Here is a 24,290-nt window from a genome sequence, read left to right as displayed (position 1 = left end):
AGTACCCCGGGGGCGGGTGGGAGGGCTCACGGAGCGCGGTCGGAAGACCCCGAGCGCGCCACAGCACAACACGACCCGGGCCGTAGGCCCGGGTCGGAGGGATTCCGTGCACAAACATGGCCCCCGGAAATCCTGGTCGACGCTTTCACGCCTCTCAGAATTCTCCGGGAACCCGGCCGGTGCCGAAATATGCCTCTTTTACGAGGACCTTCCGTAATTCACCGGCCCAATAACCAGGATTACTCCGATTTGCCCCCCGGTCAAGCGATCCCGAGACGTGGTTGGGGTCAGGACTGCGCAGAGCCCGCCTGATCCGGCTTTGCGCCCGTGTACCCGAGGCGTTCCGAGAGCTGCTCGGCCGCTTCTTCTGCCAGCGGAACCAGGGCGAGGAGCTCGTCCCGTCCCGCCCGTACGGACGGGATCGAGATGCTGAGCGCGGCCGCGACGACTCCGCGGTGGTCTCGCACGGGAACCGCGAGAGCCACCACTCCGGGCACGCGTTCCTGGAGCGACAGCGCGAATCCGTCCCGCAGGATCGCGGTCAGCTCGGACGTGAGATCGGCGGCGTCGAGTTCGGATTCTCCGTCCGCGGTGGGGATCGCGCCGTCCAGCACACGCCTGCGCAACTCTTCGCCGGCGTGCGCGAGCAGCAACTTGCCGGGGGCGCCCTGATAAGGGGGACGGGGCGCACCGAGGTCGGTGTAGGTCCGCCGCAGCGCGTGCGGGGACTCGGCCTGGGCGATCGTGCGCCTGCTGGGCAGGTCGTCGAGGATGTGCAGGCCCACCGTCTCGGTGCTGCGGTCGCGTAGCCACGCCATGACCGGTCCGGCCTGCGCCTCCAGCGAGATCTGCTGGCGGGCGACCTCGGCCAGGCCCAGCAGGCGTGGACCCAGGCAGTAGCTGGTCGTGTCGGGCACCTGGGTGAGCAGCCCGTGCGAGACGAGGGCGGTCACCAGCCGGTGGGCGGTGCCACGCGCCAGGCCCGTCGCACGGGCGAGTTCGGAGACCCCGACGACCGGCCGTGCCGTGGAGAAGACCGACAGCAGCGACATGGCCCTGTCGATCGACTGCACGCCAGGCACGCCGTGCTGCCCGGTCACCTTGTCCCCCGCACCCTTCGTGTCCCCCACGCCCGCCGCACTCCCGTCTTCGTTATCCGGTGCCGGTCCCTTGCGCACCGTGGACGGCTGACCCTATCGTGCCCGCAATTCAAAACACCGTACCGCAATATGGGCAGCCATCGAGCAAGAGCCGCACAGGAGGCCGGGGTGGAGACGACGACGGCAACGAAGCCGGAGACGGAGAGGGTGCAGGACCGACAGGAACGCTTCGACCACGCACGCCACCGCGTGGGACTGCTCCTGGGGCCGCTCGCCTTCGCCGCGGTCCTGCTGTTCGGCGGCGGACTGCCGACCGCGCAGCGCACACTCACCGCGATCTTCGCGCTCGTGATGATCTGGTGGATCTCGGAGGCGATACCGCTCGCGGTCACCGCGCTGCTCGCCATCGCGCTGTGCGTACTGCTCGGAGTCGGCGGCGAGGACGCCGTGTTCGGGGCGCTCGGCAGCGACACGATCTTCACCTTCCTGGGCGGCTTCGTGATCGCCCGCGCCATGACCGTGCACGGTCTGGACCGGCGCATCGCCCTGCGCCTGCTGGCCGTCCGGGGCGTGGTCCGCTCACCGGCGCGCATGGTCATCGCCTTCGGCTGCCTCGCCGCCGCGATCTCCGCGTTCGTCTCCAACACGGCGACGGTGGCGATGCTGTTCCCCATCGCGCTCGGCATGATCTCGTCGGTCAGCTCGATCAGCACGGCGGACTCCGGCCATGACCTGCGCCGCTCGCGCATCTCGATCGCCCTGCTGCTGATGGTCGCCTACGGCGCGAGCATCGGCGGACTCCTCACGCCCGTCGGCGCACCGCACCAGCTCATAGGCCGCCAGCTGATCGAGGAGCAGACCGGCGAGAACATCGACTTCCTGCACTGGGTCGGCCTGTTCGCGCCGATCGTGCTCGTCATGTTCGCCGTGCTGTGCGTGGTCCTGCTGCTGCTGAACCGTCCGGAGGTCAAGCGGCTGGAGGGGGCCGAGGAGTACGTCGCCGCCGAGCGCGCGAAGCTCCACACCTTCAGCCCGGGCGAGCGGAACACCTGCATCGCCTTCGCCGTCGCGGTGGTGTTGTGGGTCTCCCCCAGCATCCTCACGGCCGTGCTGGGCGAGAAGCACCCCTTCGCCGAGCTGCTCGTCACTCACGTCACCGAGGGCGTGGCCGCGATCCTCGCGGCGACCCTGCTGTTCCTGCTCCCCCTGCCGGGGCCGGGGAACAAGGCCACGCTGGAGTGGTCCGACGCGGCGAAGATCGACTGGGGCACGATCCTGCTCTTCGGCGCCGGCATCGTGCTCGGCACCCTGAGCGCCGACACGGGCCTCGCCAAGACGCTCGGCGGCGCTCTGTCCGATCTGATCGGCGTCTCCTCGCTGACGAGCGTGACGATCCTGGCGGCGGTCACCGGGGTGCTCATCTCCGAGTCGACGAGCAACACCGCGAGCGTCGGCATCGTGCTGCCGATCGTCCTGCCCATGGCGCAGGCGCTCCACGTGGACCCGCTCATCCCCGGCCTGGTGGCCACCGCGGCCACCGGCTACGGGTTCATGCTCCCGGTCTCGACGCCGCCGAACGCGATCGTCTACGGCTCGGGTCTCATCCCCATCACACGCATGGTCCGTACGGGAGTCGTCTTCGACGTGCTCGGCATCGCCGTCCTGGTGACCGGGGTGCTGACGATCGGACCGCTGATGGGCCTGTGAACCAGGGGCGCCACGACGCCGCTCACGAACCGAACGACCGAAGCGAACACGCAGGACGGAAGAGGGACTTCATTGGTCAGCAGCCGCACAGCCGAGGTGATCACCGAGGCGGTGGAACAGCCCCTGCCCGAGGACGTGCTCACCATGGCACGCCGCACACTGCTCAACGTGGCAGGGACCGCGATCGGCGCCAGCCGGCACCAGGCGGTCGACGCGGTCGTCTCCGGTTCCCGGGGAGCCGCACGCGTACCGGGGCGCAAGGAGAGGACCGCTCCGCTCGACGCCGCGCTCGCCACGGGGATCGCAGCACATCTGGACGACTTCGACGACACACACCTGGCCACCGTCATCCATCCGGGAGCCGCCTGCCTCGGCGTGCTGGCCGCCCTCGAACCCGAGGCGGGCGCCGCGTCCGCGACGGACGTGCTGACCGCCTACGCATGGGGCTGCGAGCTCCAACTGCGCCTGGGAGTGGCCGTCTCGCCCTCGCACTACGACCTGGGCTGGCACATCACGGGAACCTGCGGGGCCTTCGGCGCCGCCGCGACGTCGGCCCTGCTGCTCGGGCTGCGCGGTGAGCGCCTGGCGGCCGCGCTGTCGTGGGGGATCAGCCGGGGTCTCGGCATGCGGGAGGGTTTCGGCACCATGACGAAGCCGTTCCACCCGGGCAAGGCCGCGGCCAACGGCCTGCTGGCGACGCGGCTCGCCGCCGCGGGCGGGCCCGCACCGAGCGACGCCCTCGGGGGATTCGTCGCACGGCTGACCAGGGAGTACGACGAGCGGCAGTTCCTCGGCGAACTCGGCGACCACTTCGAACTGCGGCGCAACACCTTCAAGCCCTACCCCTGCGGCATCGTCACGCACCCCGTGATCGAGGCGGGCGAACACCTCGCCGCGCCCATCCGGGACGCGGGCGGAGCCGATGCTGTGGCCGACGTGGACGTCCACTGCCATCCGCTGGTTCCCGAACTCACGGGGAACCCCGACCCCGCGGACGGGCTCCGGGCGCGGTTCTCCACGGTGCACGGCGTGGCTGCGGGTCTGCTGCTCGGACTCGTCGATCTCTCCGCGTACGAGGACGAGTTCGTCACGTCGGAGGCGATGAAGCGGATGCGCGCCAAGGTCCGCCTCGTGGCCTCGCCGGAACGCGACCGTGCGGAGGCCGAGGTCGTGGTGACCATGGCGGACGGCACCACGCTGCGGCATCACGTTCCGGCGGCACGCGGCAGCGAGCAGGTGCCGATGACGGAGGACGATCTGTACGGCAAGGTCTCCCGCCTCATCGACCCGGTGCTGCCCGGGAGGACGGACTCCGTCGCAGGGGCCGTCGCGGGTGAGGGGCCCGCCTATCTGACCGCGCTCATGAACGCCTGCACCGGGGAGGAGAACTGATGACGGACGTCAGCGGTTCGCTGGTTGGTTTCGCACTGTCCGCACGGTCCTCCGTTCCGGACGGGCTGCGCGCGACGGTCCCCGCCCCCGCCGCGGCAGCTTCTCCTCCCGCCCAGGAGGAGCACGTGGCGGCCCTGCGATCGGCCTACCCGGACGGGGATCCCCGTGCCGACGCGCTGGAGGCCGCAACGGCGCTCGTGCACGCCGGCCATCACCCGCTGGTCGCCGCGACCGCCGCAGCGGCCCGCATCCGCAACGGCGCACGTGCGGAGGAGGCGACCGTGCTCGGATGCGAGATCGCGTGCCGGCTGGCTGCCGCGCTCGGAGTTCGCCCGGACGAACTGTCCGTCGTCGGCGCCGCGCTGGCCGCGTCCACGGCGCCCGCGGGCGGGCTGTACGCCCTCGGGCTCGCAGCCACCCAGGCGACCACGGCTACGGGCAGCTCCGACGAGCCCCGCGAGGTCACCGCCCTGCGCACGGGCCTCGCGGCGGCGGACGGAGTCGAGGCCGCGCTGCTCGGCGACAGGGGGTTCACCGCACCGGAGGTGCCGGTCGAAGGCCGCCGGGGGCTCCTCGCCCTGCTCGCACCCGAGGCGGACCCGCAGGAGCTCGTACAGGACCTGGGCACCCAGTGGTACGCGGAGGCGGTCGTGGGGCCGGGCTGACCCGTCCTGGCGACGAGGGCCCGGTCCGCGCAGGCCGCTGCGGCGCGCGACCGGGCCCTGCCCGTTGCGGACGGCGTCGGCGCGTGAGCAGCATGACCGTGCCCTGGCTCGGGCGGTCGGCCGCGCACCCTCCACACGGCCGCCCATGTGCCGCGACCTGCACGGGCGGTGCGCTCTGCCCTCGGCGAATCTGCTGCGGGGCGAGATCGCTGACGTGGCGCCCCTGACGGGCCAAAGCTGAAGTGAGAGCAGCGGATCACGCCGGGGCACATCACGATCAGGAGGGCCCATGTCGCCACTCGCCATTCCACTGGACCTCGCCTCGCCCCCTCGGGCCGAAGAGGGGGAGACCGTCCGGTCGCGGTTCGACGACCATCTGGCCGCCCAGCTCCTCACGCAGCGCATCGTCTTCCTGAGCAGCGAGGTCGACGACGCCTCCGCGAACCGCGTCTGCGCGCAGCTGCTCCTGCTCTCCGCGGAGGACCCGCGCACCGACATCAGCCTGTGCGTCAACAGCCCCGGCGGCTCGGTCACCGCGGGCCTGGCGATCTACGACACGATGCGGCTGGTCCCCAACGACGTCTCCACGCTGGCCATGGGCTTCGCCGCGAGCATGGGTCAGTTCCTCGTCACAGTGGGGGCGGCGGGAAAGCGCTACGCGCTCCCCAACTCGCGGATCATGATGCACCAGCCCTCCGCGGGCATCGGCGGCCCGGCGGCGGACATCGCGATCCAGGCCGAGAACCTCCAGTACATGAAGAAGGCCATCGAGCGGATCACCGCCGAGCACACCGGCCAGAGCGAGGAGACGATCTCGCGGGACGGCGACCGCGACCGCTGGTTCACGGCCGAACAGGCCCTGGAGTACGGGATGGTGGACCGGGTCGTGGAGTCGCTGGACGACGTCCGCCCGTCCGCCTCGAAGCGGAGGGTGGGTCTCTGAGATGAGCCAGTACACGATCCCGACCGTCGTCGAGCGCACTCCGCACGGGGAACGCGCGTACGACATCTACAGCCGGCTGCTCTCCGAGCGCGTGATCTTCCTCGGCACGGAGATCGACGACGGGGTGGCCAACGTCGTCATCGCACAGCTGCTCCACCTGGAGTCCTCGGCGCCCGAACGCGAGATCGCGATCTACATCAACTCGCCCGGCGGCTCCTACACTTCGCTCACCGCGATCTACGACACGATGACCTTCGTCGGAGCGCCGATCTCGACGTTCTGCGTGGGTCAGGCCGCTTCGACCGCCGCCGTGCTGCTGGCCGGGGGCGATCCCGGGCGACGGTTCGTGCTGGAGCACTCGCGCGTACTGCTGGGCCAGCCTGCGAGCGGCGGCAGCCGTGGCACCGTCTCCGATCTGAGTCTCCAGGCCAAGGAGATGCTCAGGATCCGCTCCGAGGTGGAGGAGATCCTCTCCAGGCACACCCACCACGAAGTCGCGGCCCTCCGGGCGGACATGGACCGCGACAAGGTCTTCACCGCACACGAGGCCGTCGCGTACGGGCTGGCCGACGAGGTTCTCAGCCGACGGCAGTTGGCAACCGCGGCGGCCTGACCCGGTGCCGTGGCCGTCGGGGTTCCTCAGGCGGCGAGGCGCACGTCGCCCGGCCGCGGCGCCGCCGGCCGGGCGGAGGCCCGCCGGTTGCTCAGCGTCGACACGGACGTGTCCGTGCCGTCGTCGCTCTCCTCGGCGACGGCACGGCCGACGTGGACGTCGGTCAGGGAGCCGCCGGTCGCGGTGGGCGAAGCGGCGGGAGCGGTCGGCGCCACCCGACCGACCACGGACGGACGGCCGGGCCGCGCACGGCGTTCCAACTCGCCCTGGACCAGGCCCAGCACTTCGGCCAGGCTCAGGCCCAGCGCCTGGGCGGCAGCGGCGAGCACTTCGGACGAGGCCTCCTTGCGCCCCCGCTCGACCTCGGAGAGGTAGGGCATCGAGATCCGGGCGGCCTCGGCCACGTCCTTGAGGGTGCGCTCCTGGGCGAGGCGCTCACCGCGCAGCACGCCGCCGACGACGTGCCGCCACAGCGGCTCCTTGGCCGCGGGCGCCGTGGCTTCGGGCACCGGCACGGCGGTCGCCGGACGCAGTGGGACGACGCGGGCCCTGTCGGGCGTGTGTGTGCTCACCACTTCAGATTAGAAGCGCCGCGCCGAGCCGGAAGGGGAGGGCGTGAACTTCCGCCACCGGCGAAACGAGCCGGGGCAGGCGCTCACCCCGGCCCGCGGACCCGGACGGCGGGCGCGCGGAAAATCCGTGGCAGTGCGCGCCCGTTCGGTGGAAGCTCAGGGGATGGAGACTGTCGCGGAATCAGCAGCGGAGCACGGGCCCGAGCGGCGTTTCGGGTGGTCGGACATGTTCGTGCACCCCGACGACGATCCCCGCTCCCAGGAGGGATACGCGGACGAACGCACCTCCCTCACCGGCTACCTGCACGACCAGCGGCTGACGCTTCAGATGAAGTGTTCCGGTCTCGACGCCGCCGCTCTGGCCAGGCGCTCCGTCGAGCCGTCCAACATGTCGCTGCTGGGCCTGGTGCGCCACATGGCGGGCGTCGAGCAGAGCTGGTTCCGGCGCGTGCTGGCCGGGCAGGACGTGCCGCGGCACTACCGCTCCGAGGCCGACCGCGACGGCGACTTCAACGGAGCGGTTGCGGATCCGGAGGTCGTCGCCGAGGCGTGGGACACATGGCGTGCGGAGGTCGCCTTCGCGGAGCGGTTCGTACGGGACGCGCCGAGCATGGACTTCTCCGTCACGCACGAAGGGGAGCCGCTGACCCTCAGGGACGTGCTGGTGCACATGATCGAGGAGTACGCACGCCACAACGGCCACGCGGACCTGCTGCGCGAGCGGATCGACGGGCGCGTCGGCCAGTAGCGGCACCCGCGCCGGGCCGCATGGCCGTCGTATTGACCTTGTCGTTACGTCAAGGTCTTCAATCAAGGCATGCGAATCGGCGAACTCGCGGCCCTGGTCGGGGTCTCCACCAGGACCGTGCGGCACTACCACCGCCTCGGGCTCCTCCCCGAACCCGTACGGCTCTCCAACGGCTACCGCGACTACCGGCTGCGCGACGCCGTGGTGCTCGCGCGCGTACGGCGGCTCGCGGAGCTGGGGCTGTCCCTGGACGAGATCGGCGATGTGCTGGCCGAGGACCGGGACCTCGAGCTGCGCGAGGTGCTCATGGAGCTGGACGCCGACCTGGCACGGCAGCAGGCGACGATCGGCGAGCGGCGCGAGCGGCTCGCGGCGCTGCTGGCCGACCCGGACCTGCACCCCGACTCGGCGGTGTCCCCCGAAATGGCGGCCGTCCTGCGCGAACTGCCCACCGGAGGCTCGACGTTCGCCGAGACGGACCGCGAGATGCTCACGCTCGTGTGCGCCATGGCGCCGCCCGAGGAGCGGGAGCGGCTTCTCGGCCTGCTGCGGCCGCTCACCGAGCCCGAGGCCGTCGCCCGGGGCCAGGCCCTCTATGGACGCCTCGACGAGCTGGCCCACGCCTCGCCCTCCGACCCCCGGGTGGCACCGCTCGCCGCTGACCTCGCGGCTCACATCCCCGAGGAGATGGCGGCGCTGATGGTCGAGAACCTCGGTTCGGCACCGGAGCGGCTGCGCCCGTCCGGCTCGGAGAGCCCTTCGGGAAGCCGGTCCGGGACCAGGACCGTCCCCGGGAGCTGGGACGACGGGCGGTCGATGGAAGCGGTGTTGGCCGAGATGCCCCCGGCACAGGCGGAGGTGTTCCGCCTCGCAGTGGCCGCCATGACGGACCGGGCCCGGAACCGGGACCGGAACCGGGACCAGGAGCAGCACCAGGACCAGCACCAGGGCCAGGACGGTGAGGGGACATGATGCTCAAGATCGCCCGCGCCGCCCTGTTCGCCGTCCTCCCGGCGGAAGCGCTGACGGTGGTGCTGCTCGTCTCCGGAGTCGCGCTCCCCGAGTCCGTGCTCGTGGTGGCCGAACTGGCCGTCGCGTCGGTGCTCGTGCTGGAGGGCGTCACCGCGTACAGGCTCTTCAAGGCCGCGATCCGCGAAGGCTCGGCCCGCCGTACGGCACTTCGCAGGACCGTCGACTCCCTGGTCCCGGCACGGGTGCGCCGCGTCATGTCCTTCGACGTACGGGGGATGGTGAGCCTCGCTCTGTGGATCGCACGCCGGCGCGACGGCGTGCCGCCCGGGGCCGTCGCCGTCCCGTATTCGCGCGAACAGAGCCCGTTCGTGCTGCTCATCCTCTTCGTGACGGTCCTGGAGACGGCCGGCACGGAGGTGCTGCTGCGCGGGCTGGGCGCACCGGCCGGTCTGCGCACCGTGATGCTGGTGCTGGATCTGTACGCGACGACTGCGGTGCTGGCGATCTGGGCGGCGGGCGTGACCCGTCCCCACGTCGTGACCGGCGGCGAACTGCGCATCCGCAGCGGGGCGTTCTTCGACCTGCGAATACCTCGCCCGCTCATCGCCTCCGTACGGATCGCGCACAACTACAACGAGCGCGGCATGATCTCCGTCGAGGAGGGGCGGCTCTCGGTGGCGGTCTCGTCCCGTACGAACGTGGTGGTGGAGCTCGCGGAGCCCGTCACGGCAGTGCGTCCGCTGGGCAGCGAGGCACGCGTGACCACGGTCCGGTTCTTCTCCGACGATCCGGGCCTCGCGCTCGAGGCGCTGCGAGAGAAACCGGCCGCCGGTGTGCCCGCAGGAGAGTGACGTCCGGTCGCCGGGTACACGCACGTCATGCAGCCGGCACCGACAGGAACGGAATGACCATGACCCTCCAGCACCCCGCCGAGCGAGGCGGCGACCAACGGGGCCGCTTCGAGCGCATGGCCGAGACAGCTTCCAACGTCACCGGCTCACCGGTCTTCTACAGCTTCTGCGTGCTCCTGATCGCCACGTTCGTCGTCGTGCACTTCACGCCCGTGCCGGTGAGTTGGATGATCTTCGTGGGCGACATGATGGCCGCGGTGAGTCTGCTGCTGCTGGCCCTGCTCAAGAACACCGAGCGGCGCGCCGAGCACGCGCTCCAGCGCAAACTGGACGCGATAGCCAGGGTGCTGCTCGAGGAGCACGACGGGGGTTCGCACAAGGCCCACGAGAATCTGCGCGAGGCGATCCGCATGGACGAGAACGTGTGAGGCACAGGCCCCGTTCGCGCCGATGAACCGGCCCGCCTCATCGCAGCGCGCAGCCACGCGGGGCGGCCGACGGCACCGGTGGCTCCGGTGCCGTCCGCCATGGACCGGGCAGCGGCCTGCGCACCTCGATCAGGACGGGATCAGGACGCCGACAGGACGGCCGCTCGCCTCGTTCCGCATGGAGGAGCCGGGTTGTCCCCCTGGGGGTCCCCCCGGCGAAGCCAGGGGGACTGACGGCCCGGGCGGTGCCCCCAGCTCCATCGGTTCGCATTCCCCCGCGGCCGCAAGCGGCCGCGTATCACCCGTGGTTGAGCAGGAACCGCGTGCGTCAGCTGTTGGCAGCCGTGTTGATCATCTCCCGGGCCTTGGCCTCGTTCTGGTCGTAGCGGTCGGGGAAGGCGGAACGTTGAACGCTCTGGGCGAGCTGACCGGCGGTCATGCTCGGGTCGTTCTGGTCGTTCGGGATGGCCTGGTCGAGGAACGCGTTGGTCGCGTAAACCGGGTCCAGGATCTGCTCGGGCGTGCCCCAGCCGGCACTGGGCCGCTGCTGGAAGACGCCGAGCGAGTCGCGGTCACCACAGTTGAGGTTGTTCATGTGGGACTCGACCCAGCCGGCCTCGAACGCGGCGAGCATGACCTTGTCATTCACACCACGCTGAGTCGCGACGTCGTGGACGGTGTTGATGATGGCGGCGTCGAAGTCCGGCGGGACGGCGCACTTCTCGTCCAGGATCTCGGCGTTGGCGCGCGTGTCCTTGGCCTTCACGTCGGCCTCACCGGCGCTGGCCGTAACGGCCAGTCCGCCCGCGACGAGCACGGCTGCGGCCATGGCGCTGGCGCCGCGGATCACCGTCTTGCGTCTGATCTTCGTGGTAAACGTCATCGGGTATTTCCTTCCAGGTGGGGACAGGAACGCGCGTAGATACGCATCCCTGCTGGCGCGGAACCCTGTAACCCTCGCCACTCCCCTGGGCCTTGCGGTGACCTGCGGAAGTGCGAGCAATCGATTTCGTTGCGGGACCGTACAAGTCTGACGGTGACGCGTCAATGGACGCTGGTTTTCACACTCCAGACACAAGGAGCAGATCCCAAAAAGACTCCAGGAAGCGGAAAATGAGCCGCCAACCAGCCACTGCCCCGGCGCGGAAACCGCAGGTGACGCTCACGAGTCTTCACGAAATCGATTTCATGCGGCGGCCCCCGCGGTGAGATGTGGTGATCACCCCGAGCCTCACAGAGGGCGTGGTCGTGACACGTGTCATGGTGTAGTTGTATAGGCCATCGATATATTTTGATGTGGCGTACACCGACCTCGGTGGCGCACATCAGCACAGCCGAGCCCCACCGGGACGGCTCCGCACCGAACCGAAGGGACGCCCCTCAATGAACGGGCCGGAGACGACCACACCCGAGGCGCCGGCCGGACCGGACCCCACGCCGGACCGCGCGGCCGCCCGACTCGCACCTTCCGGCGCGGGCTCCGGGAGCCCGGCGGCCGGCACTCCGCAGTCCGGCAGCTCCCCGTCCCGCGCTTCGCACGACCGGCCGCCGCACCCCCGTGCTGAGAGCCCCTTCCGCCAGCCAAAGGCCGTCTGGGCGGTCGCCTTCGCCTGCGTGATCTCCTTCATGGGCATCGGGCTCGTCGACCCGATCCTCCCCGCGCTCTCCAGCCAGCTCGACGCCACTCCCAGCCAGGTGACGCTGCTGTTCACCAGCTATCTGGTCGTCACCGCCGTCGCGATGCTCATAACGGGGTGGGTCTCCAGCCGCCTCGGCGCCAAGCGGACCCTCCTGGTCGGCCTCGTCCTCATCGTCGTCTTCTCGGCGCTCGCGGGAGCGACCGGCAGCATCGACGGGATCATCGGGTTCCGTGCCGGCTGGGGCCTGGGGAACGCGCTGTTCATCGCAACGTCCCTCGCCGTCATCGTCGGATCCGCCAGCGGCGGCTTCGCGGGCGCGATCGTCCTGTACGAGACGGCGCTCGGCGTCGGCATCGCCACCGGGCCGCTGCTGGGCGGACTGCTCGGCAACGTCAGCTGGCGCGGACCCTTCTTCGGCGTGGCCGTCCTGATGGCGGGTGCCCTCGTCGCCACCGCAGTGCTTCTCCCCCGCACGAAGGCCCCCGAGCGGCCCGAATCGCTCGTCGAACCGCTCGCGGCCCTGCGTCACCGCGCGCTCGCCACCACCAGCCTCACCGGCCTGCTCTACAACTGGGGCTTCTTCACCATGCTCGGCTACGCGCCGTTCCTGATGGGCCTCGATGCGATCGAACTGGGCTGGGTCTTCTTCGCGTGGGGCCTGCTCGTCGCCGTGTTCGCGGTGTTCGGGGCCCCCGCGCTGCGCGGCTGGTTCGGCACTCCCCGCACGCTCTACGGCAATCTGCTCTTCATGGCCGCGGACCTGGCCGTGATCGGCATCTTCCCCGACGAGCGCTGGGTCGTGATCGGGGCGGTCATCGCCGCCGGCGCCTTCATCGGCGTCAACAACACCCTCGTCACCACTGCCGTGATGAGCATCGCGCCCGTACCCCGTCCGGTCGCCTCCGCGACGTACGGCTTCGTGCGCTTCATCGGCGGCGGTCTGGCGCCCTTCGCCGCGGGCAAGCTCGTCGAGCACTACAACGCCCATGTCCCGTTCGTCCTCGGCGCGGTGAGCGTCACCGCGGGTGCCGTGCTGCTCGCGACGGTGCACCGCTCCCTCGACGAGGCGGACAGGACGGCCTGACGGGGGGGCCGCACCGCTTCCCTGCCCTGGCCTTCCTGACCTGCCTGCGTGCCGGGCAGTCCCGGGCATGACGGGCGCGACACCGGGGACCCGGCCATGGCAAGCGATGAATCCCTCGCGCCGACCGCGGCGCGGAAGGAAGTGGCCAGAATGCGCATCGCCTTTCTCATGGCCCCCGAAGGGGTCGAGCAGGTGGAGCTGACGGAGCCCTGGAAGGCCGTGAAGGACGCCGGGCACACGCCCCGGCTGGTGTCGACGACGGCAGGCCGCATCCAGGCGTTCAACCACCTCGACGAGGCCGACACCTTCCAGGTGGACCAGACGGTCGACGAGGCCGCGGCCGATCAGTACGAAGCACTGCTCCTGCCCGGCGGAGTGGCGAACCCGGATGCGCTGCGGCTGGACGACGACGCCGTGCGACTGGTGAAGACGTTCTGTGAGACGGGCAAGCTCGTCGCGGCGATCTGCCATGCCCCGTGGACGCTGATCGAGGCGGACGTCGTACGCGGCCGCACGCTCACGTCGTGGCCGAGCCTGGAGACCGACCTGCGCAACGCCGGCGCCCACTGGGTCGACGAAGAGGTTGTCGTGGACGAGGGCACGTACACGCTCGTCACCAGCCGGAAGCCGGGAGACCTCAAGGTCTTCAACGACGCCGTGGTGACCCAACTGGGCGGCTGAGGCGGGCACTTCGCCCGCCCCTGCAACGTCCTGACGGACGCGGGAGGGGCGGGGCACCCGGTCCTGCGACCGGTGCCCCGCCCCTCCCGTGCTGCCGCGTGTCCTTACGCGTGGACCGGAACCCGGGTCAGACCGCCGAGCCGGCCGTCCACTGCGCCCAGCTCATGTTCCAGCCGTTGAGGCCGTTGTCCGGCTGGACGGTCTTGTCCGGCGAGCCCTTCACCTCAACGACGTCGCCGACCATCGAGTTCGAGTAGAACCAGGCGCCGTCGGTGCTGTTGTCGTGCGCACCGCGGGTGTCCTTCAGACCCACGCAGCCGTGGCTGGTGTTGCCCGAACCGAACGGCGCACCCCAGTAGTTGCCGTGGATGAAGGTGCCGGACGTCGACAGCCGCATGGCGTGGGGGACGTCCTTGATGTCGTAGCCCTCTTCGCCCTTGCGTCCGAAGCCCACGGTGTTGCCGTCCATCCGCGTCTCCTTGTGCTTCTCGGAGATCACCATCTTGCCGTTGTACGTGGGGTTCTTGGCCCCGCCGGCGGAGATGGGGATGGTCTTGAGCTTCTGGCCGTCGCGCACCACCGTCATCTGGTGGCTGTTGACGTCGACGGTGCTGACCTGCGAGCGGCCCACGTTGAAGGTGACCTTCTTGTTCTGGACGCCGGTCATGTTCTGCGAGCCCTTCACCCCGTCCAGCTTGAGGTCGAGGGTGATCTTGGAGCCGGGCTTCCAGTACTCCTGCGGGCGGAAGTCGAGGCGGGTTCCGTCGAACCAGTGCCCCACGACCTGCTGGCCGCTGGTCGAGTTGACCTTGATCGCGGACTGCACGGCCTTCTTGTTCGTGATCGGCTTGTCGAACTTGATCGACACCGGCATGCCCACACCGACGGTCTGGCCGTCCTCGCCGGCGTAGGTGCCGATGAAGCTGTTGTCGGGCGAGACCGTGGTGAAGGTCGAGTTCTCGACGGCCTTGCGGCCCCCGCTGTCCTTCGCCTTCGCCGTGATCTTGTACTGGGTGGCCCGCTCGAGCTGCTGCTGCGGCTTCCACGACTTGCCGTCGCCCGCCATGGTGCCGGTGACGCTCGTGCCACCCTCGACGGCCGTCAGCTTCACCGAGGTGAGCTTCCCCTGGCTCACCGAGACGTCGCCGCCGGAGTTGATGCTCGCGCCCTCGGAACCGTCCTTGGAGGCCAGCTTTATTCGCGCCTCCGAACTCTTCTTGCCGTGCGCTTCCGAGTTCGCGTTCTTGGCGTCGCCGCTGTCGGTGCCGGACGAACCGCAGGCACCCAGCGTGAGTACACCGCCGAGCACCATGGCCGTAGCCGATACAGCCTTACGGTGCTTACCCAGCGTCGTCACAGGCTTCTCCATTGCCTCGAATCCCAAACTCCCCGAATTCACCACGTACATCCCCGACCAGACCAACCCGGACATGTGTGACGCAGCTCTATGGGTTGGAACGCTCTTCGGCAGGTGACCGGTTCCACGAGTTACAAAACTGTGTTCCAGGACACGTACCTGCGGGAATTCGATGCGAGAGAAGGCATTGACCTGCGAAAACGTCTCGGCGGACAATCCGTCAGATCTGTGACGCGTTACACTCAGCGGCGCGCGCCGTCGAGGCCGCGGAGCTCGCCCCGTACCCCTTCTCGGAGGTCCTCGTCGAGGTCGTCGCCGAGAGGCCCGTCGAAGTCCTCGGGGCCGTTCCCCAGAAGTCCGGGGGCGTCCTCGCCGTCGCGGTCGTCGAGGTCGCCCGCGCCGTCGAGGAACGAGAACGCGTCGAGATCGTCCGCGTCCATCTCCTCGCTTCCCCAGCTGGCGTGCGCGAGTTCGACTCCCGGCAGCTCTCTGACGAGGTCGAAGGGGTCGACCAGACAGGCCAGCGCCTCCCCCGCGTCCCCGCTGATGATCTCCTCGGCGTCCGCACGCTCCTCGTCCGGCATCAGCTCGTCACGCGCGACGTGATCAAGAGCCGACCTGGTCAGAGCATCCGCGTCGGCGATCTCGACGACCAGATCGACGCGGAGCCTGATGTGCGGCGAGGGCAGTGCGGAGGTGTCGGACGGTTCGGTACGCGTTGTCTCGTCGGCAGCCATGTCCGGAGCGTAGGACGGAACGGAGGCTCGGCTTCCGTACGACCCGCGGCTGTCTATAACATCGGCCATCGTGCCGCCAGTTCGTGGCGCGACCGGACGACGACAGCGCTTGGAAGGGGCTTGCTCCGTGCCCGCAGCCGGACGATCCAGCATCTCCTCTCACCGCCGGGCCCTGATGACGGCCACCGGGGCGGGTGCGGTGCTGTGTGCCCTCTTGTTCGTCCCCTCGGCGAAGGCCACACCCGACGCGCCCGGCACGGGCGGGGCACGCCATGCCGCGACGTCGTACCCGGACTCCTCCTCGTCGTACGCGAGGGACTCCGCCGCCGACCGTGACCACCGGGCGTCCGCCGGGGAGCAACCGGGCGAGGACGGCTTCACCTCGCCCTTCGTCCTGAGCGCACTCGGAGTGGCCGGTGCGGGCGGCGCCATGATCGCCCGGGCGCGCCGCCGCAAGGCCGGCTAGTCGCAGGGCGAACCGTTGCTGTCGACGGACTGCTGAAGGACGTCGCAGGTGTGCTGGCACTCGTCCATGAGCCGCGTCGCCTCCGCCAGGAGGATCCCGTACGGGCGGGAGGGGTCGCCCACCGGCAGCGAGTTCTCCTCCGCGGCATCCACCAGGCGCGTGCGGTATCGCTGCGCCTTCTCGGCCGCCTCGCACAGTTCAGGTGCCTGCTCGTGCAGATGATCCTCGTCGATCCTGCTGAACAAGTCGGTGATGTGCGCGAGCGTCGCCAGGAAGTCCCCGTAGTCGCGCAGGAAGTCGCCGTAGGCCTCGCCCTCCTGGCTGTCGTGCCACTGATCCAGGCTCCGGGCCATCGACGCCAGCTGGTACGTCACTCGCTCGAGGGCGTCGATGACTGCCCGGTATCCGGCGAACGTCGCACGGCCCCGGTGACGCTGCAGCAGCCGACGGGGGTTGAAGTACGTGCTCTCCACCGCCGTGTGCACCGCGGACTGGGCCTGGTTCACGATCGGCCCCAGCTGCGACGCCCGGTGTCGCCAGTTGCTGGTGCGCTCCCCCTCCAACTGCTGCTTGCGCAGCGCCGGGTACATGTCGCTGATCAGATCGCACAGCGAGTGCGCGAGCGTATGGATGCCGCTCTCGGCGCTGCGGTAACGCATCGGCGGCAGCACCACCACGTTGATCAGCGCTCCCACGCCGCAGCCGATGAGGACGAGCACGATGATCTGACTCAGCTGGCTGAACTTGTCGCCCGGGGTCGTGGCCGTCACGTACGTGGAGAACGCGAAGAAGGCGGCCGTGGCCACCTGCGACCCCTGGGAGCCCAGAGGACGCCACCGCCCGATGGCCATCGCGGCGAGCGCCACGAGGGCGAACGTCAGCAGACCGGGTCCGGCGAGGAAACCGATCAGCCCCTGCAGTGCCACGCCCAGCGAGACGGCCCCGACGTAGCGCAGCGCCTGAAGGAGCGACCGGTAGACGGTGACCTGCATGATCAGCACCGAGGAGAACGGGGCGAACGCCGGCGACTGCGCGGCCATCACGTCCTTGGCGATCCACCAGGAGACCAGGGCGGCCAGCGTGCTCTTGCCGATCAGCGCCAGCGTGTGCCGTTCGTGCCCGTCGGAGCCCGCCGCACGCCGCAGCCACTGCTGCGCACGGGCGGCACGCCCCTGGGAAGCCGCCTGCGTCCGTTGCGGCAGTGCTGTCTGCTGTGCCATCGACCTCTCCTGTCGGATACGGGGACCGACGGCCACGCGTACCCCGCGAGGGCGCTTTTGCGCATGCCCGCGGGGCCCGGGGCGGGTGATGAGGCCAACTCCCGGATGTGTCACGGGCGGATCGGGGGCGGACGCCGGCCTCGCCCCCTGGCCTGCCCCGGTTCGGGACCCGTGCTCGGTTCAGGAATCGGGTCCGCCCTCCCGGGAATCCGATTCGGCCTCAGGCGAGTTCGCCCGTCACCGACTCGGCCGCCCGGACGAGCGCTCCCGTCCCGACGAACCGCTCGGCCACCGCCAGGTCCGGCGAGAGGAACCGGTCGGGTCCCGGTCCGTCCACGCCTGCCTCGCGCAGCGCGTCCACGATCGCGCGGGACGCCGCGCCGGGCGTCAACCTCCCGCCCGCGGCGCGCAGTTCGACGGCGCGTGCGGCGGCGTACAGCTCAACGGCGACCACACGGGTCAGGGCGTCGACCGCGTTCCGCAGCTTCCGCGCCGCGGACCAGCCCATCGAGACGTGGTCCTCCTGCATCGCCGAGGAGGGGATCGAGTCGACGGAGGACGGGACGGCCAGCCGCTTCATCTCGCTGACCAGGGCGGCCTGCGTGTACTGGGCGATCATCAGTCCGGAGTCGACGCCGGCGTCGTGGGCCAGGAACGGCGGCAGGCCGTGCGAGCGGTTCTTGTCCAGGAGGCGGTCGGTCCGGCGTTCCGCGATCGACGCCAGGTCCGCGGCGGCCACCGCGAGGAAGTCGAGCACGTAGGCGACGGGTGCCCCGTGGAAGTTGCCGTTGGACTCCACACGGCCGTCAGGCAGCACCACCGGATTGTCGACGGCGGAGGCGAGTTCGCGCTGGGCGACCGTGAGGGCGTGCGCGAGCGTGTCGCGTCCGGCGCCGGCGACCTGCGGGGCGCAGCGCACCGAGTAGGCGTCCTGGACGCGCGGAGCGTCGTCCTGGTGGTGTCCCGTCAGACCCGAACCGGCAAGCACCTTCAGCATGTTGGCCGCCGAGGCGGCCTGCCCGGGGTGGGGCCGGATGGCGTGCAGTTCGGGCGCGAGGACCTTGTCGGTGCCGAGCAGCGCCTCCAGCGTGAGCGCGGCGGTGATGTCGGCGGAGGTGAAGAGGCGGGCCAGATCCGCGCAGGCGAGCAGGAGCATGCCGAGCATGCCGTCCGTGCCGTTGAGGAGGGCGAGCCCCTCCTTCTCGCGCAGTTCCACGGGCGCGATGCCGTGGGCGGCCAGCAGCTCCGCGGCGGGCTCCACGGCTCCGTCGGGGTCCTCTGCCTCACCCTCGCCCATGAGGGTCAGCGCGCAGTGGGAGAGCGGCGCGAGATCGCCGGAGCAGCCGAGGGAGCCGTACTCGTGCACGACGGGGGTGATGCCGGCGTTGAGCAGTGCCGCGATGGACTGCGCGACCTCGGCCCGTACGCCGGTGTGGCCGGATGCGAGGGTCTTCAGACGCAGGAACATCAGCGCGCGCACGACCTCACGCTCCACGTGCGGGCCCATGCCGGCGGCGTGCGAGCGCACGATGTTGCGCTGCAGCTCGGCGCGGAGGCCGGGGCTGATGTGCCGGACGGCGAGGGCTCCGAAGCCGGTGGAGACTCCGTAGACGGGCTCGGGCTTGGCCGCCAGTTCCTCGATGTGACGCCGGGAGGCGTCGAGTGCGGCCACCGCCTGCGCCGACAGCTCCACACGGGCGCCGTCCCGGGCGACGGCGATGACGTCTTCGGGGCTCGTGCCGGAATCGCCCAGCACCACGGTGTGCATACTCATATTCAGGCACCCTAAAGAGTGAATCGATTCCTGTCACGGCCGGGGTCCGCAGGGACGGGGACGTGGGAGGGTGCGTGGCCTTCCCCGCGACTTTTCGCCGTGGGGCCAGGCGCTGCAGGAAAACCCCGAGGGCGTGGGTGCGCCGGGGCTGCCGGGCGGGCAGTGCGGGGGACCACGCGGCGGACGGATCCGGATGCGCGGCGTCAGCGGCTCACAGCTCGGGGCTCCGGACGCGCGGTCCGTGCCGCTCCGGCCCGCGGGTGCCGCTTGCGTGACCGTGCTCGCGGGAGGAACCGTCAGGGCGTTCGGGGCGTATGCGCAGCTCCGGCGAGTCCGAAGGGTTCGGGGAGTTCGGGGGGTCAGTGCGATCCGGCTCCCGACCGCGAGGCCCCCGACGCCGATCCTCCCCGCCCTGGATTCCCCCGCCCTGCGCGTTCCGGTCACGCGGGCTCTGCTCCTGCGCGTTCCGGTCCTGCCGGCCTTGACGGTCCGGCGGATCCTGCTGGTCGTTCGGCCCGGGTTCCGCGCCCCCGGCCTCGTCCGGCTTCGGAGTGTGGCCTCGGAAGTGGCGGCGGTCGCCCACCGCCGGTGTCGGCGCGGCCTCCTCGGCCTCCGAGGCGTCGGCGAGACGCACCACGGGATCCTCGATGCCACCCTGGCGACCCGCGACAACCGGTTCGAGCGCTCGCGCCGCCTTCGCCCTGTACTGCGCGGCGTCGGCCAACCGGAAGAGACGGGCCGCCGAACGTATCGGCCCTATCCGATGCCCTGTGGACGCGACGCCGCAGGAGACGCCGTCGCCGCCCCTCAGTCCGAGGGCGTTGCGGCAGACCTCCTCGGCGGCGCGTACGACCTGGTCCGCGGGCGGCCCCACCATCAGCAGGCAGAACTCGTCGCCGCCCAGCCGCGCCGCCAGCGCACCCGGCAGCTTCGCCCCGGACATCGACAGCACCATCCCGAACCGCTCCAGCAGGCGGTCCCCTGCGGCATGGCCGAGCTCGTCGTTGACGCGCTTGAGGCCGTTGACGTCGCAGACGACGAGGCTCACCACGGTGCCGTCCTCGCGGTGCCGCTCCAGACCGTCGTCCAGCTTGCCCTCGATGGCCCGCCGGTTGGCCAGGCCCGTCAGCTGGTCGGTGAACGCGAGCCGGCGTACCTCTTCGAGCTGCTCGTTCTGCGCGATGCCCGCGGCGATGATCTCGGCCAGTATGGCCGCGAACTGCGCGTCGGAACGGCCGAAGACCGGCGCCCCCGGACGGCGGGCCACGTACAGCTCGCCCCAGGCGCGCCCACGCAGCACTATCGGCGCCACGACACAGCAGCCGCGGCCACGGCGGCGCAGGGCGGCCACGCGTGCATGACGGGGTCCACCACCGGGCGGGCCGTATCCTTCGTACCCCTCCCCCTCGGCGGTCGTGATCCAGGCGAGCGGCTCCTCGTCGCCCTCCGCCGTCCACCGTTCCGGCAGCGGCTCGGTGATCTCGGGGAAGTCGTGCACCGGGTAGGACTCGTCCTCGGGGAACTCGCTCTCCCCCGGGGCGAGCTCGCCCACGTTGACCAGTACGTCCAGCCGTCCGCGTGCGCGGTCCCAGGCGGAAAGGGCGGCGAAGGCGGCGTCCATGGCGTCGCACGCCCGCAGGGCCGCGGCGTGCGCGACCTCACGGCGCGTCGAGTGGCGGGGGTGCGCCTCGCAGAAGCGCTGCGCCCCTGCCATGGCCTGCGCCAGCTCGACGACAGCCCGCAGCCGTTCGTCCTCTCCCATGAGAGCCAGGCTAGGACGAGTCCGGACAATCCTCTCGGGCCGATGGCGCCTCCGCGGCAGCCACTACGGCCGTCCCTGCCGCGCCGGCACGGCCGTACGGGCGTGCCGGAGAAGCCCGCGCGCGGACCTGCCGTACGGGTTACTCCGGCGGAATCCGGGGACGTACGCGGCGGCCCGGCGACCTGCCGTCAGTGCCTCACTCCCCGGGCCACTGCGGCTTCCGCTTCTCGTTGAAGGCGGCGACGCCCTCCGTGCGGTCCCCGGAGAAGGCGACGGTGCGCCAGGCGGCGTCCTCGATCTCCAGCCCGGCCCACAGGTCCAGCCCCCAGCCCGTACGCAGCGCACGCTTCGCGGCCCGCAGACCCACCGGCGAGTTCCCGGCGATGCGGCCGGCCAGCGCGAGCGCCTCGGCACGGTCCTCCCCTGCTTCGACGAGCTCATCGACGAGGCCGATCTCGCGTGCCTCGGCCGCCTCGACCCGGCGCGCGGAGAAGATCAGCTCTGCGGCGCGGGCCGCGCCGACCCTGCGGGGCAGCAGCTGCGTGCCGCCGCCGCCCGGGATGACGCCGACGGAGACCTCGGGCAGTCCCACGACGGCCGTGGTGTCGGCGACGATCACGTCGCAGGAGAGCGCCAGCTCGAAGCCTCCGCCGAGTGCGAATCCGTGCACGGCGGCGATCGTCGGCATCGGCAGATCCAGGACCCCCGTGTAGGCGGCGCGGGCCGTCGGCCGGTGACGGCTCAGGTCGGCGTCGCTGAGGGCGTTGCGCTCCTTGAGGTCCGCGCCGACGCAGAACGCCCGGTCGTTGCTGGAGCTGAGCACAGTGGCGCGCACGTTCCGGTCCTCGCCGAGAGCGGTGCACGCCTCGACCAGATTGGCGGCGAGCTCGGCGGAGACGGCGTTCATGGCCTTCGGCCGGTCCAGTACGAGCTCGGCGACGTGGGTCCCGGAGTCCCTGCGGACCACGATCCACTCGCCGTAACGCTCTTCACTCACCGTGCTCATGCGGCCCTCCGGGGTTGACACGCGCTCAGGATCGACGCGCATCAGACTACGGTCCGCCGCCCGGCGGCCGGTAACACGGGACGAAGAGCCCGCCGCGAAGTGAGCACTCCTCAGCGGCGGTTGAGCATCCAGGGCTCGACGACTCCGAGGCCGCGAACCGGCCGCTGGTACAGCGGCTGCAGCGCGTAGCGGTAGTCCGAGAGGTCCTCGGTCTCCTTCTCCGACTCCGGTGCGTCGCCCGAGGCGACCAGTTCCGCGCGGAAGTCGCCGTCCACGAGGACCCTGTCCTTCGGCGCTATCGACGTCAGCCTGCTCGCCAGATTGACCGTGTTGCCGAAGACGTCGCCCATGCGCGTCGTCATCGTGCCGAAGGCGATGCCCACGCGCAGCTCGGGCATCGTCGGGTCGTTCGCCATGGTCTCGATGAGCCGCAGGCCGATCTCGGCGGCGGTGCCCGCGTCCTCGGCCACGTAGAGGATCTCGTCGCCGAGGGCCTTGATGAGACGGCCACCGTTCGCGGCGACCAGATCGGCGGCCGTCGTCTCGAACGCCTCGACCAGCTCGCCGAGTTCGTCATCCTCCAGACGGCGCGTCAGGCGCGTGAAGCCCACCAGGTCGGCGAAGGCGATCGCCTGCCGCCGGTCGATGGTGTCCTCGTCGTCCAGGGCCTGTACGACCCGGCCGGCGGCCGCGGCGAGCTGGCGCCGCCACACGTAGACCAGGAACTCCTCCAGCTCGGGCAGGAGCAGCTGGACCAGCGGATAGGTGACCTCGTTGCGCGTCATGCCGGGCTCGGGCGGCTCCGTGAGCCCCATCAGGAAGGAGTCGATCTGCCAGTCGGCCAGCCGCGACGTGGTCTGCCCGGTCGAGCGGGCGACCTGCACGGCCATCGGCTCGCTGAGCAGCCCCGCCTCGACGAGGCCCGCGAGCCGCCGCAGCGCCAGCACGTCCGCCTCGGTGAGGGCCTTGGCCTGGCCGACGTCGGCGAAGCCCATCGCACGCCAGAAGCGGGAGGCCAGCTCCATGGAGACACCGGCCGCCCGGGCCGCCTGGAAAGGGGTGTACTGCCGCTTCGAGCCGAGGATCAGCTGTTCGATGCGTGTGGCGCTGGGGTCGTCCCCGTCGTCCTCGAAGGGGGCCTGGGGATCCGTAACGTCGCCGACGTCCGGCCCGTACTGTCCGTCCGCGCTGCCGGGGGACGCGGGGAATTCGAACGCCGCCTCGCCGTTGCCGTCGGAGCCGCCTGTCCGTGCGGCCCGGGCCGGTCCTGTGCCCCCCTGCCCGCTCCCCGGCTCCGGCGCCGACGGCGACCCGGACGTGCGCGCGGGAATGTCCGGTTCATTCTCGGCCACTGTCCGCCCCTTGCCAGGTCCGGTCGTCCCTGCGCACTGCCCTTCCGTTCTCTTGCTGAGATCCTCCGGGGATCACCGGGACGCCTCACATCCGTGTCCCCTCCACCGCGTGCCAACAATACGGCAGCAGCGCGCTGAACTGGTCCCTCTGCGAACGGACCCTCAGAAGCGGACCACCGGCTCGGCGGAACATCTACCCTGTGCGACCCGTGCCTGTGGGGTGCCTGCGGGCGCCCGGGAGCCCCCGGCGGTCACGCCTCCGCGCCGCCGTCGCTCCCGTGGCCGCCGTCACCGCGCAGATGCACGATGTCGCCCGCCGCGACGGGCCGCTGCACCCCTTCCTCGGTACCGATGACGAGCCGTCCGTCGCTGTCGACGGCCACCGCCTCGCCGAGGAGCTCCCCGCCGCCGGGCAGCTCCGCCCGTACATGGCGGCCGAGCGTCGCGCATCCGGCGGCGTAGGCCTCCAGCAGGCCGGAGGCGACGGGGTCACCGTCGGCGGCGGCCCAGCGCCCGTACCAGTCCTCGACGGAGCGCAGCACCGCACGCAGCAGCGGATCGCGGTCGGCGGCCTGTGCCCCGGCGAGGACGAGCGAGCCGGCGGTGGGCACGGGCAGCTCCGGTTCGCGCAGCGAGACGTTGAGGCCGATGCCGAGGACGATCCCAGGGCCGCCGGCGCTCCTCTCCTCGCCCTTCCCCTCCTCACCGCTCCCCTGCTCGGGTTTCACGTCAGTGCGTTCCGCGAGGATGCCGCCGGTCTTGCGCTCCTCGCCCCCGATGTCCACGAGGACGTCGTTGGGCCACTTCAGCTTGGTGTCGATGCCCGCCGTGCGGGCCAGCGCGCTCGCCGTCGCCACCCCGGCGAGAAGCGGTACCCACCCCCAGCGCTCCTGCGGAACCGGCGGCACGATCAGCATCGAGACGAAGATGCCGGAGCGCGGCGGTGCGCTCCACTCCCGTTCCAGCCGGCCCCGGCCCGCAGTCTGCACCTCGGCGACGAGCACGGCACCCTCGTGCGCGCTCCCGTCGCGTGCACGCGCGGCCAGGTCGGTGTTGGTCGAGCCGGTGCGCTCGACGACGTCCAGCGACGTCCACATGCAGTCCGCTCCGGTCAGTGCACGGCGCAGCGCGGCCCCGTTGAGCGGAGGGCGGCTGAGGTCGGACCAGCGGCTGCCCGGGTCTTCGGAGGGGTTCGGCGTCATGGCGTCAGCGTAGGGCCG

General features: G+C 71.0%; 21 protein-coding genes and 2 pseudogenes. 12 read left to right on the top strand and 11 right to left on the bottom strand.

Features of this window, described 5'->3' with window-relative positions; all coding sequences use genetic code 11:
- Positions 1 to 287: 287 nt before the first annotated feature.
- Positions 288 to 1,130 (bottom strand): IclR family transcriptional regulator, encoded by an 843-nt coding sequence (locus tag I004_RS31485; RefSeq protein ID WP_051344579.1) that lies wholly within the window; start codon positions 1,128 to 1,130, stop codon positions 288 to 290.
- A 138-nt stretch (positions 1,131 to 1,268) separates the two neighbouring features.
- Between I004_RS31485 and I004_RS31480 the strand changes: the two genes are divergently transcribed.
- From I004_RS31480 to I004_RS0101355, 5 genes are all read left to right on the top strand, one after another.
- On the top strand, positions 1,269 to 2,807 hold the full coding sequence (locus I004_RS31480; RefSeq protein ID WP_158676976.1) for a DASS family sodium-coupled anion symporter: 1,539 nt from the start codon (positions 1,269 to 1,271) through the stop codon (positions 2,805 to 2,807).
- A 72-nt stretch (positions 2,808 to 2,879) separates the two neighbouring features.
- Positions 2,880 to 4,199, top strand: a complete 1,320-nt coding sequence (locus I004_RS31475; RefSeq protein ID WP_037974538.1) for an MmgE/PrpD family protein — start codon at positions 2,880 to 2,882, stop codon at positions 4,197 to 4,199.
- Positions 4,199 to 4,864, top strand: coding sequence for an MmgE/PrpD family protein (locus I004_RS37330; protein ID WP_028434024.1), 666 nt, complete (start codon positions 4,199 to 4,201; stop codon positions 4,862 to 4,864). Before I004_RS31475 ends, I004_RS37330 begins: the two co-directional genes overlap by 1 nt.
- 289 nt (positions 4,865 to 5,153) lie before the next feature.
- Positions 5,154 to 5,807 (top strand): ATP-dependent Clp protease proteolytic subunit, encoded by a 654-nt coding sequence (locus I004_RS0101360; RefSeq protein ID WP_028434023.1) that lies wholly within the window; start codon positions 5,154 to 5,156, stop codon positions 5,805 to 5,807.
- A 1-nt stretch (position 5,808) separates the two neighbouring features.
- Positions 5,809 to 6,420 carry an ATP-dependent Clp protease proteolytic subunit gene (locus I004_RS0101355; RefSeq protein WP_028434022.1) on the top strand — a complete coding sequence of 204 codons (612 nt, stop codon included), beginning with the start codon at positions 5,809 to 5,811 and terminating at the stop codon, positions 6,418 to 6,420.
- Between the two features lie 230 nt (positions 6,421 to 6,650).
- Here the strand turns inward: I004_RS0101355 and I004_RS40035 are convergent.
- A pseudogene (locus tag I004_RS40035) lies at positions 6,651 to 6,992 on the bottom strand (helix-turn-helix domain-containing protein); the annotation flags it as partial.
- Between the two features lie 226 nt (positions 6,993 to 7,218).
- Between I004_RS40035 and I004_RS0101345 the strand changes: the two are divergent.
- The 4 genes from I004_RS0101345 to I004_RS0101330 all read left to right on the top strand — a co-directional run bounded on the left by I004_RS0101345 (position 7,219) and on the right by I004_RS0101330 (position 9,991).
- Positions 7,219 to 7,740: a DinB family protein gene (locus I004_RS0101345; protein WP_028434021.1), complete on the top strand. Its 522-nt coding sequence runs from the start codon at positions 7,219 to 7,221 to the stop codon at positions 7,738 to 7,740.
- Between the two features lie 69 nt (positions 7,741 to 7,809).
- Positions 7,810 to 8,712 (top strand): MerR family transcriptional regulator, encoded by a 903-nt coding sequence (locus tag I004_RS31460; RefSeq protein ID WP_051344577.1) that lies wholly within the window; start codon positions 7,810 to 7,812, stop codon positions 8,710 to 8,712.
- Positions 8,709 to 9,563, top strand: coding sequence for a hypothetical protein (locus I004_RS0101335; RefSeq protein WP_028434020.1), 855 nt, complete (start codon positions 8,709 to 8,711; stop codon positions 9,561 to 9,563). The genes I004_RS31460 and I004_RS0101335 overlap by 4 nt, the downstream gene beginning before the upstream one ends.
- A gap of 53 nt (positions 9,564 to 9,616) precedes the next feature.
- Positions 9,617 to 9,991 (top strand): hypothetical protein, encoded by a 375-nt coding sequence (locus tag I004_RS0101330; protein ID WP_486579642.1) that lies wholly within the window; start codon positions 9,617 to 9,619, stop codon positions 9,989 to 9,991.
- Positions 9,992 to 10,319: 328 nt separating this feature from the next.
- On the opposite strand, the gene I004_RS39755 is transcribed toward I004_RS0101330, so the two are convergent.
- Positions 10,320 to 10,874, bottom strand: coding sequence for a hypothetical protein (locus I004_RS39755; protein WP_051344576.1), 555 nt, complete (start codon positions 10,872 to 10,874; stop codon positions 10,320 to 10,322).
- Positions 10,875 to 11,374: 500 nt separating this feature from the next.
- Here I004_RS39755 and I004_RS31450 point away from each other — a divergent pair, with 500 nt between their 5' ends.
- Both I004_RS31450 and I004_RS0101315 read left to right on the top strand, forming a co-directional pair.
- Complete coding sequence (locus I004_RS31450) at positions 11,375 to 12,715, top strand: MFS transporter (protein ID WP_078510716.1); 1,341 nt, start codon at positions 11,375 to 11,377, stop codon at positions 12,713 to 12,715.
- Between the two features lie 150 nt (positions 12,716 to 12,865).
- Entirely contained in the window at positions 12,866 to 13,396 is a 531-nt protein-coding gene (locus I004_RS0101315; RefSeq protein ID WP_028434018.1) for a type 1 glutamine amidotransferase domain-containing protein, read from the top strand.
- A 127-nt stretch (positions 13,397 to 13,523) separates the two neighbouring features.
- Here the strand turns inward: I004_RS0101315 and I004_RS0101310 are convergent, their stop codons facing one another.
- Both I004_RS0101310 and I004_RS31445 read right to left on the bottom strand, forming a co-directional pair.
- Positions 13,524 to 14,765, bottom strand: a complete 1,242-nt coding sequence (locus I004_RS0101310) for an Ig-like domain-containing protein (RefSeq protein WP_199779308.1) — start codon at positions 14,763 to 14,765, stop codon at positions 13,524 to 13,526.
- Positions 14,766 to 14,995: 230 nt separating this feature from the next.
- Entirely contained in the window at positions 14,996 to 15,490 is a 495-nt protein-coding gene (locus I004_RS31445; protein ID WP_199779307.1) for a hypothetical protein, read from the bottom strand.
- Between the two features lie 127 nt (positions 15,491 to 15,617).
- On the opposite strand from I004_RS31445, the gene I004_RS31440 reads away from it, so the two are divergent.
- Positions 15,618 to 15,956: a hypothetical protein gene (locus tag I004_RS31440; protein ID WP_037974536.1), complete on the top strand. Its 339-nt coding sequence runs from the start codon at positions 15,618 to 15,620 to the stop codon at positions 15,954 to 15,956.
- Here the strand turns inward: I004_RS31440 and I004_RS31435 are convergent.
- From I004_RS31435 to I004_RS31425, 6 genes and pseudogenes are all read right to left on the bottom strand, one after another.
- Positions 15,953 to 17,176: an aromatic acid exporter family protein gene (locus tag I004_RS31435; RefSeq protein WP_051344574.1), complete on the bottom strand. Its 1,224-nt coding sequence runs from the start codon at positions 17,174 to 17,176 to the stop codon at positions 15,953 to 15,955. The genes I004_RS31440 and I004_RS31435 overlap by 4 nt on opposite strands.
- Before the next feature lie 220 nt (positions 17,177 to 17,396).
- A complete protein-coding gene (gene hutH / locus I004_RS0101290) occupies positions 17,397 to 18,950 on the bottom strand; it encodes a histidine ammonia-lyase (RefSeq protein ID WP_037974534.1) in 1,554 nt (517 codons plus the stop codon).
- A 547-nt stretch (positions 18,951 to 19,497) separates the two neighbouring features.
- Positions 19,498 to 20,712: pseudogene (locus I004_RS31430) on the bottom strand (GGDEF domain-containing protein); the annotation flags it as partial.
- Positions 20,713 to 20,908: 196 nt separating this feature from the next.
- On the bottom strand, positions 20,909 to 21,718 hold the full coding sequence (locus I004_RS0101280) for an enoyl-CoA hydratase-related protein (RefSeq protein WP_028434015.1): 810 nt from the start codon (positions 21,716 to 21,718) through the stop codon (positions 20,909 to 20,911).
- A 110-nt stretch (positions 21,719 to 21,828) separates the two neighbouring features.
- Positions 21,829 to 23,070 carry an adenylate/guanylate cyclase domain-containing protein gene (locus tag I004_RS0101275; protein WP_486579639.1) on the bottom strand — a complete coding sequence of 414 codons (1,242 nt, stop codon included), beginning with the start codon at positions 23,068 to 23,070 and terminating at the stop codon, positions 21,829 to 21,831.
- A gap of 251 nt (positions 23,071 to 23,321) precedes the next feature.
- The gene (locus tag I004_RS31425) at positions 23,322 to 24,272 is read right to left on the bottom strand and encodes a biotin--[acetyl-CoA-carboxylase] ligase (RefSeq protein ID WP_037974532.1); all 951 of its coding nucleotides are present in this window, start codon (positions 24,270 to 24,272) and stop codon (positions 23,322 to 23,324) included.
- Positions 24,273 to 24,290 lie beyond the last annotated feature (18 nt).

This window comes from Streptomyces sp. TAA486 (assembly GCF_000426165.1).
Note: the sequence above shows the minus strand (reverse complement) of the source record. Positions and strands in the feature narration are given on the sequence as shown.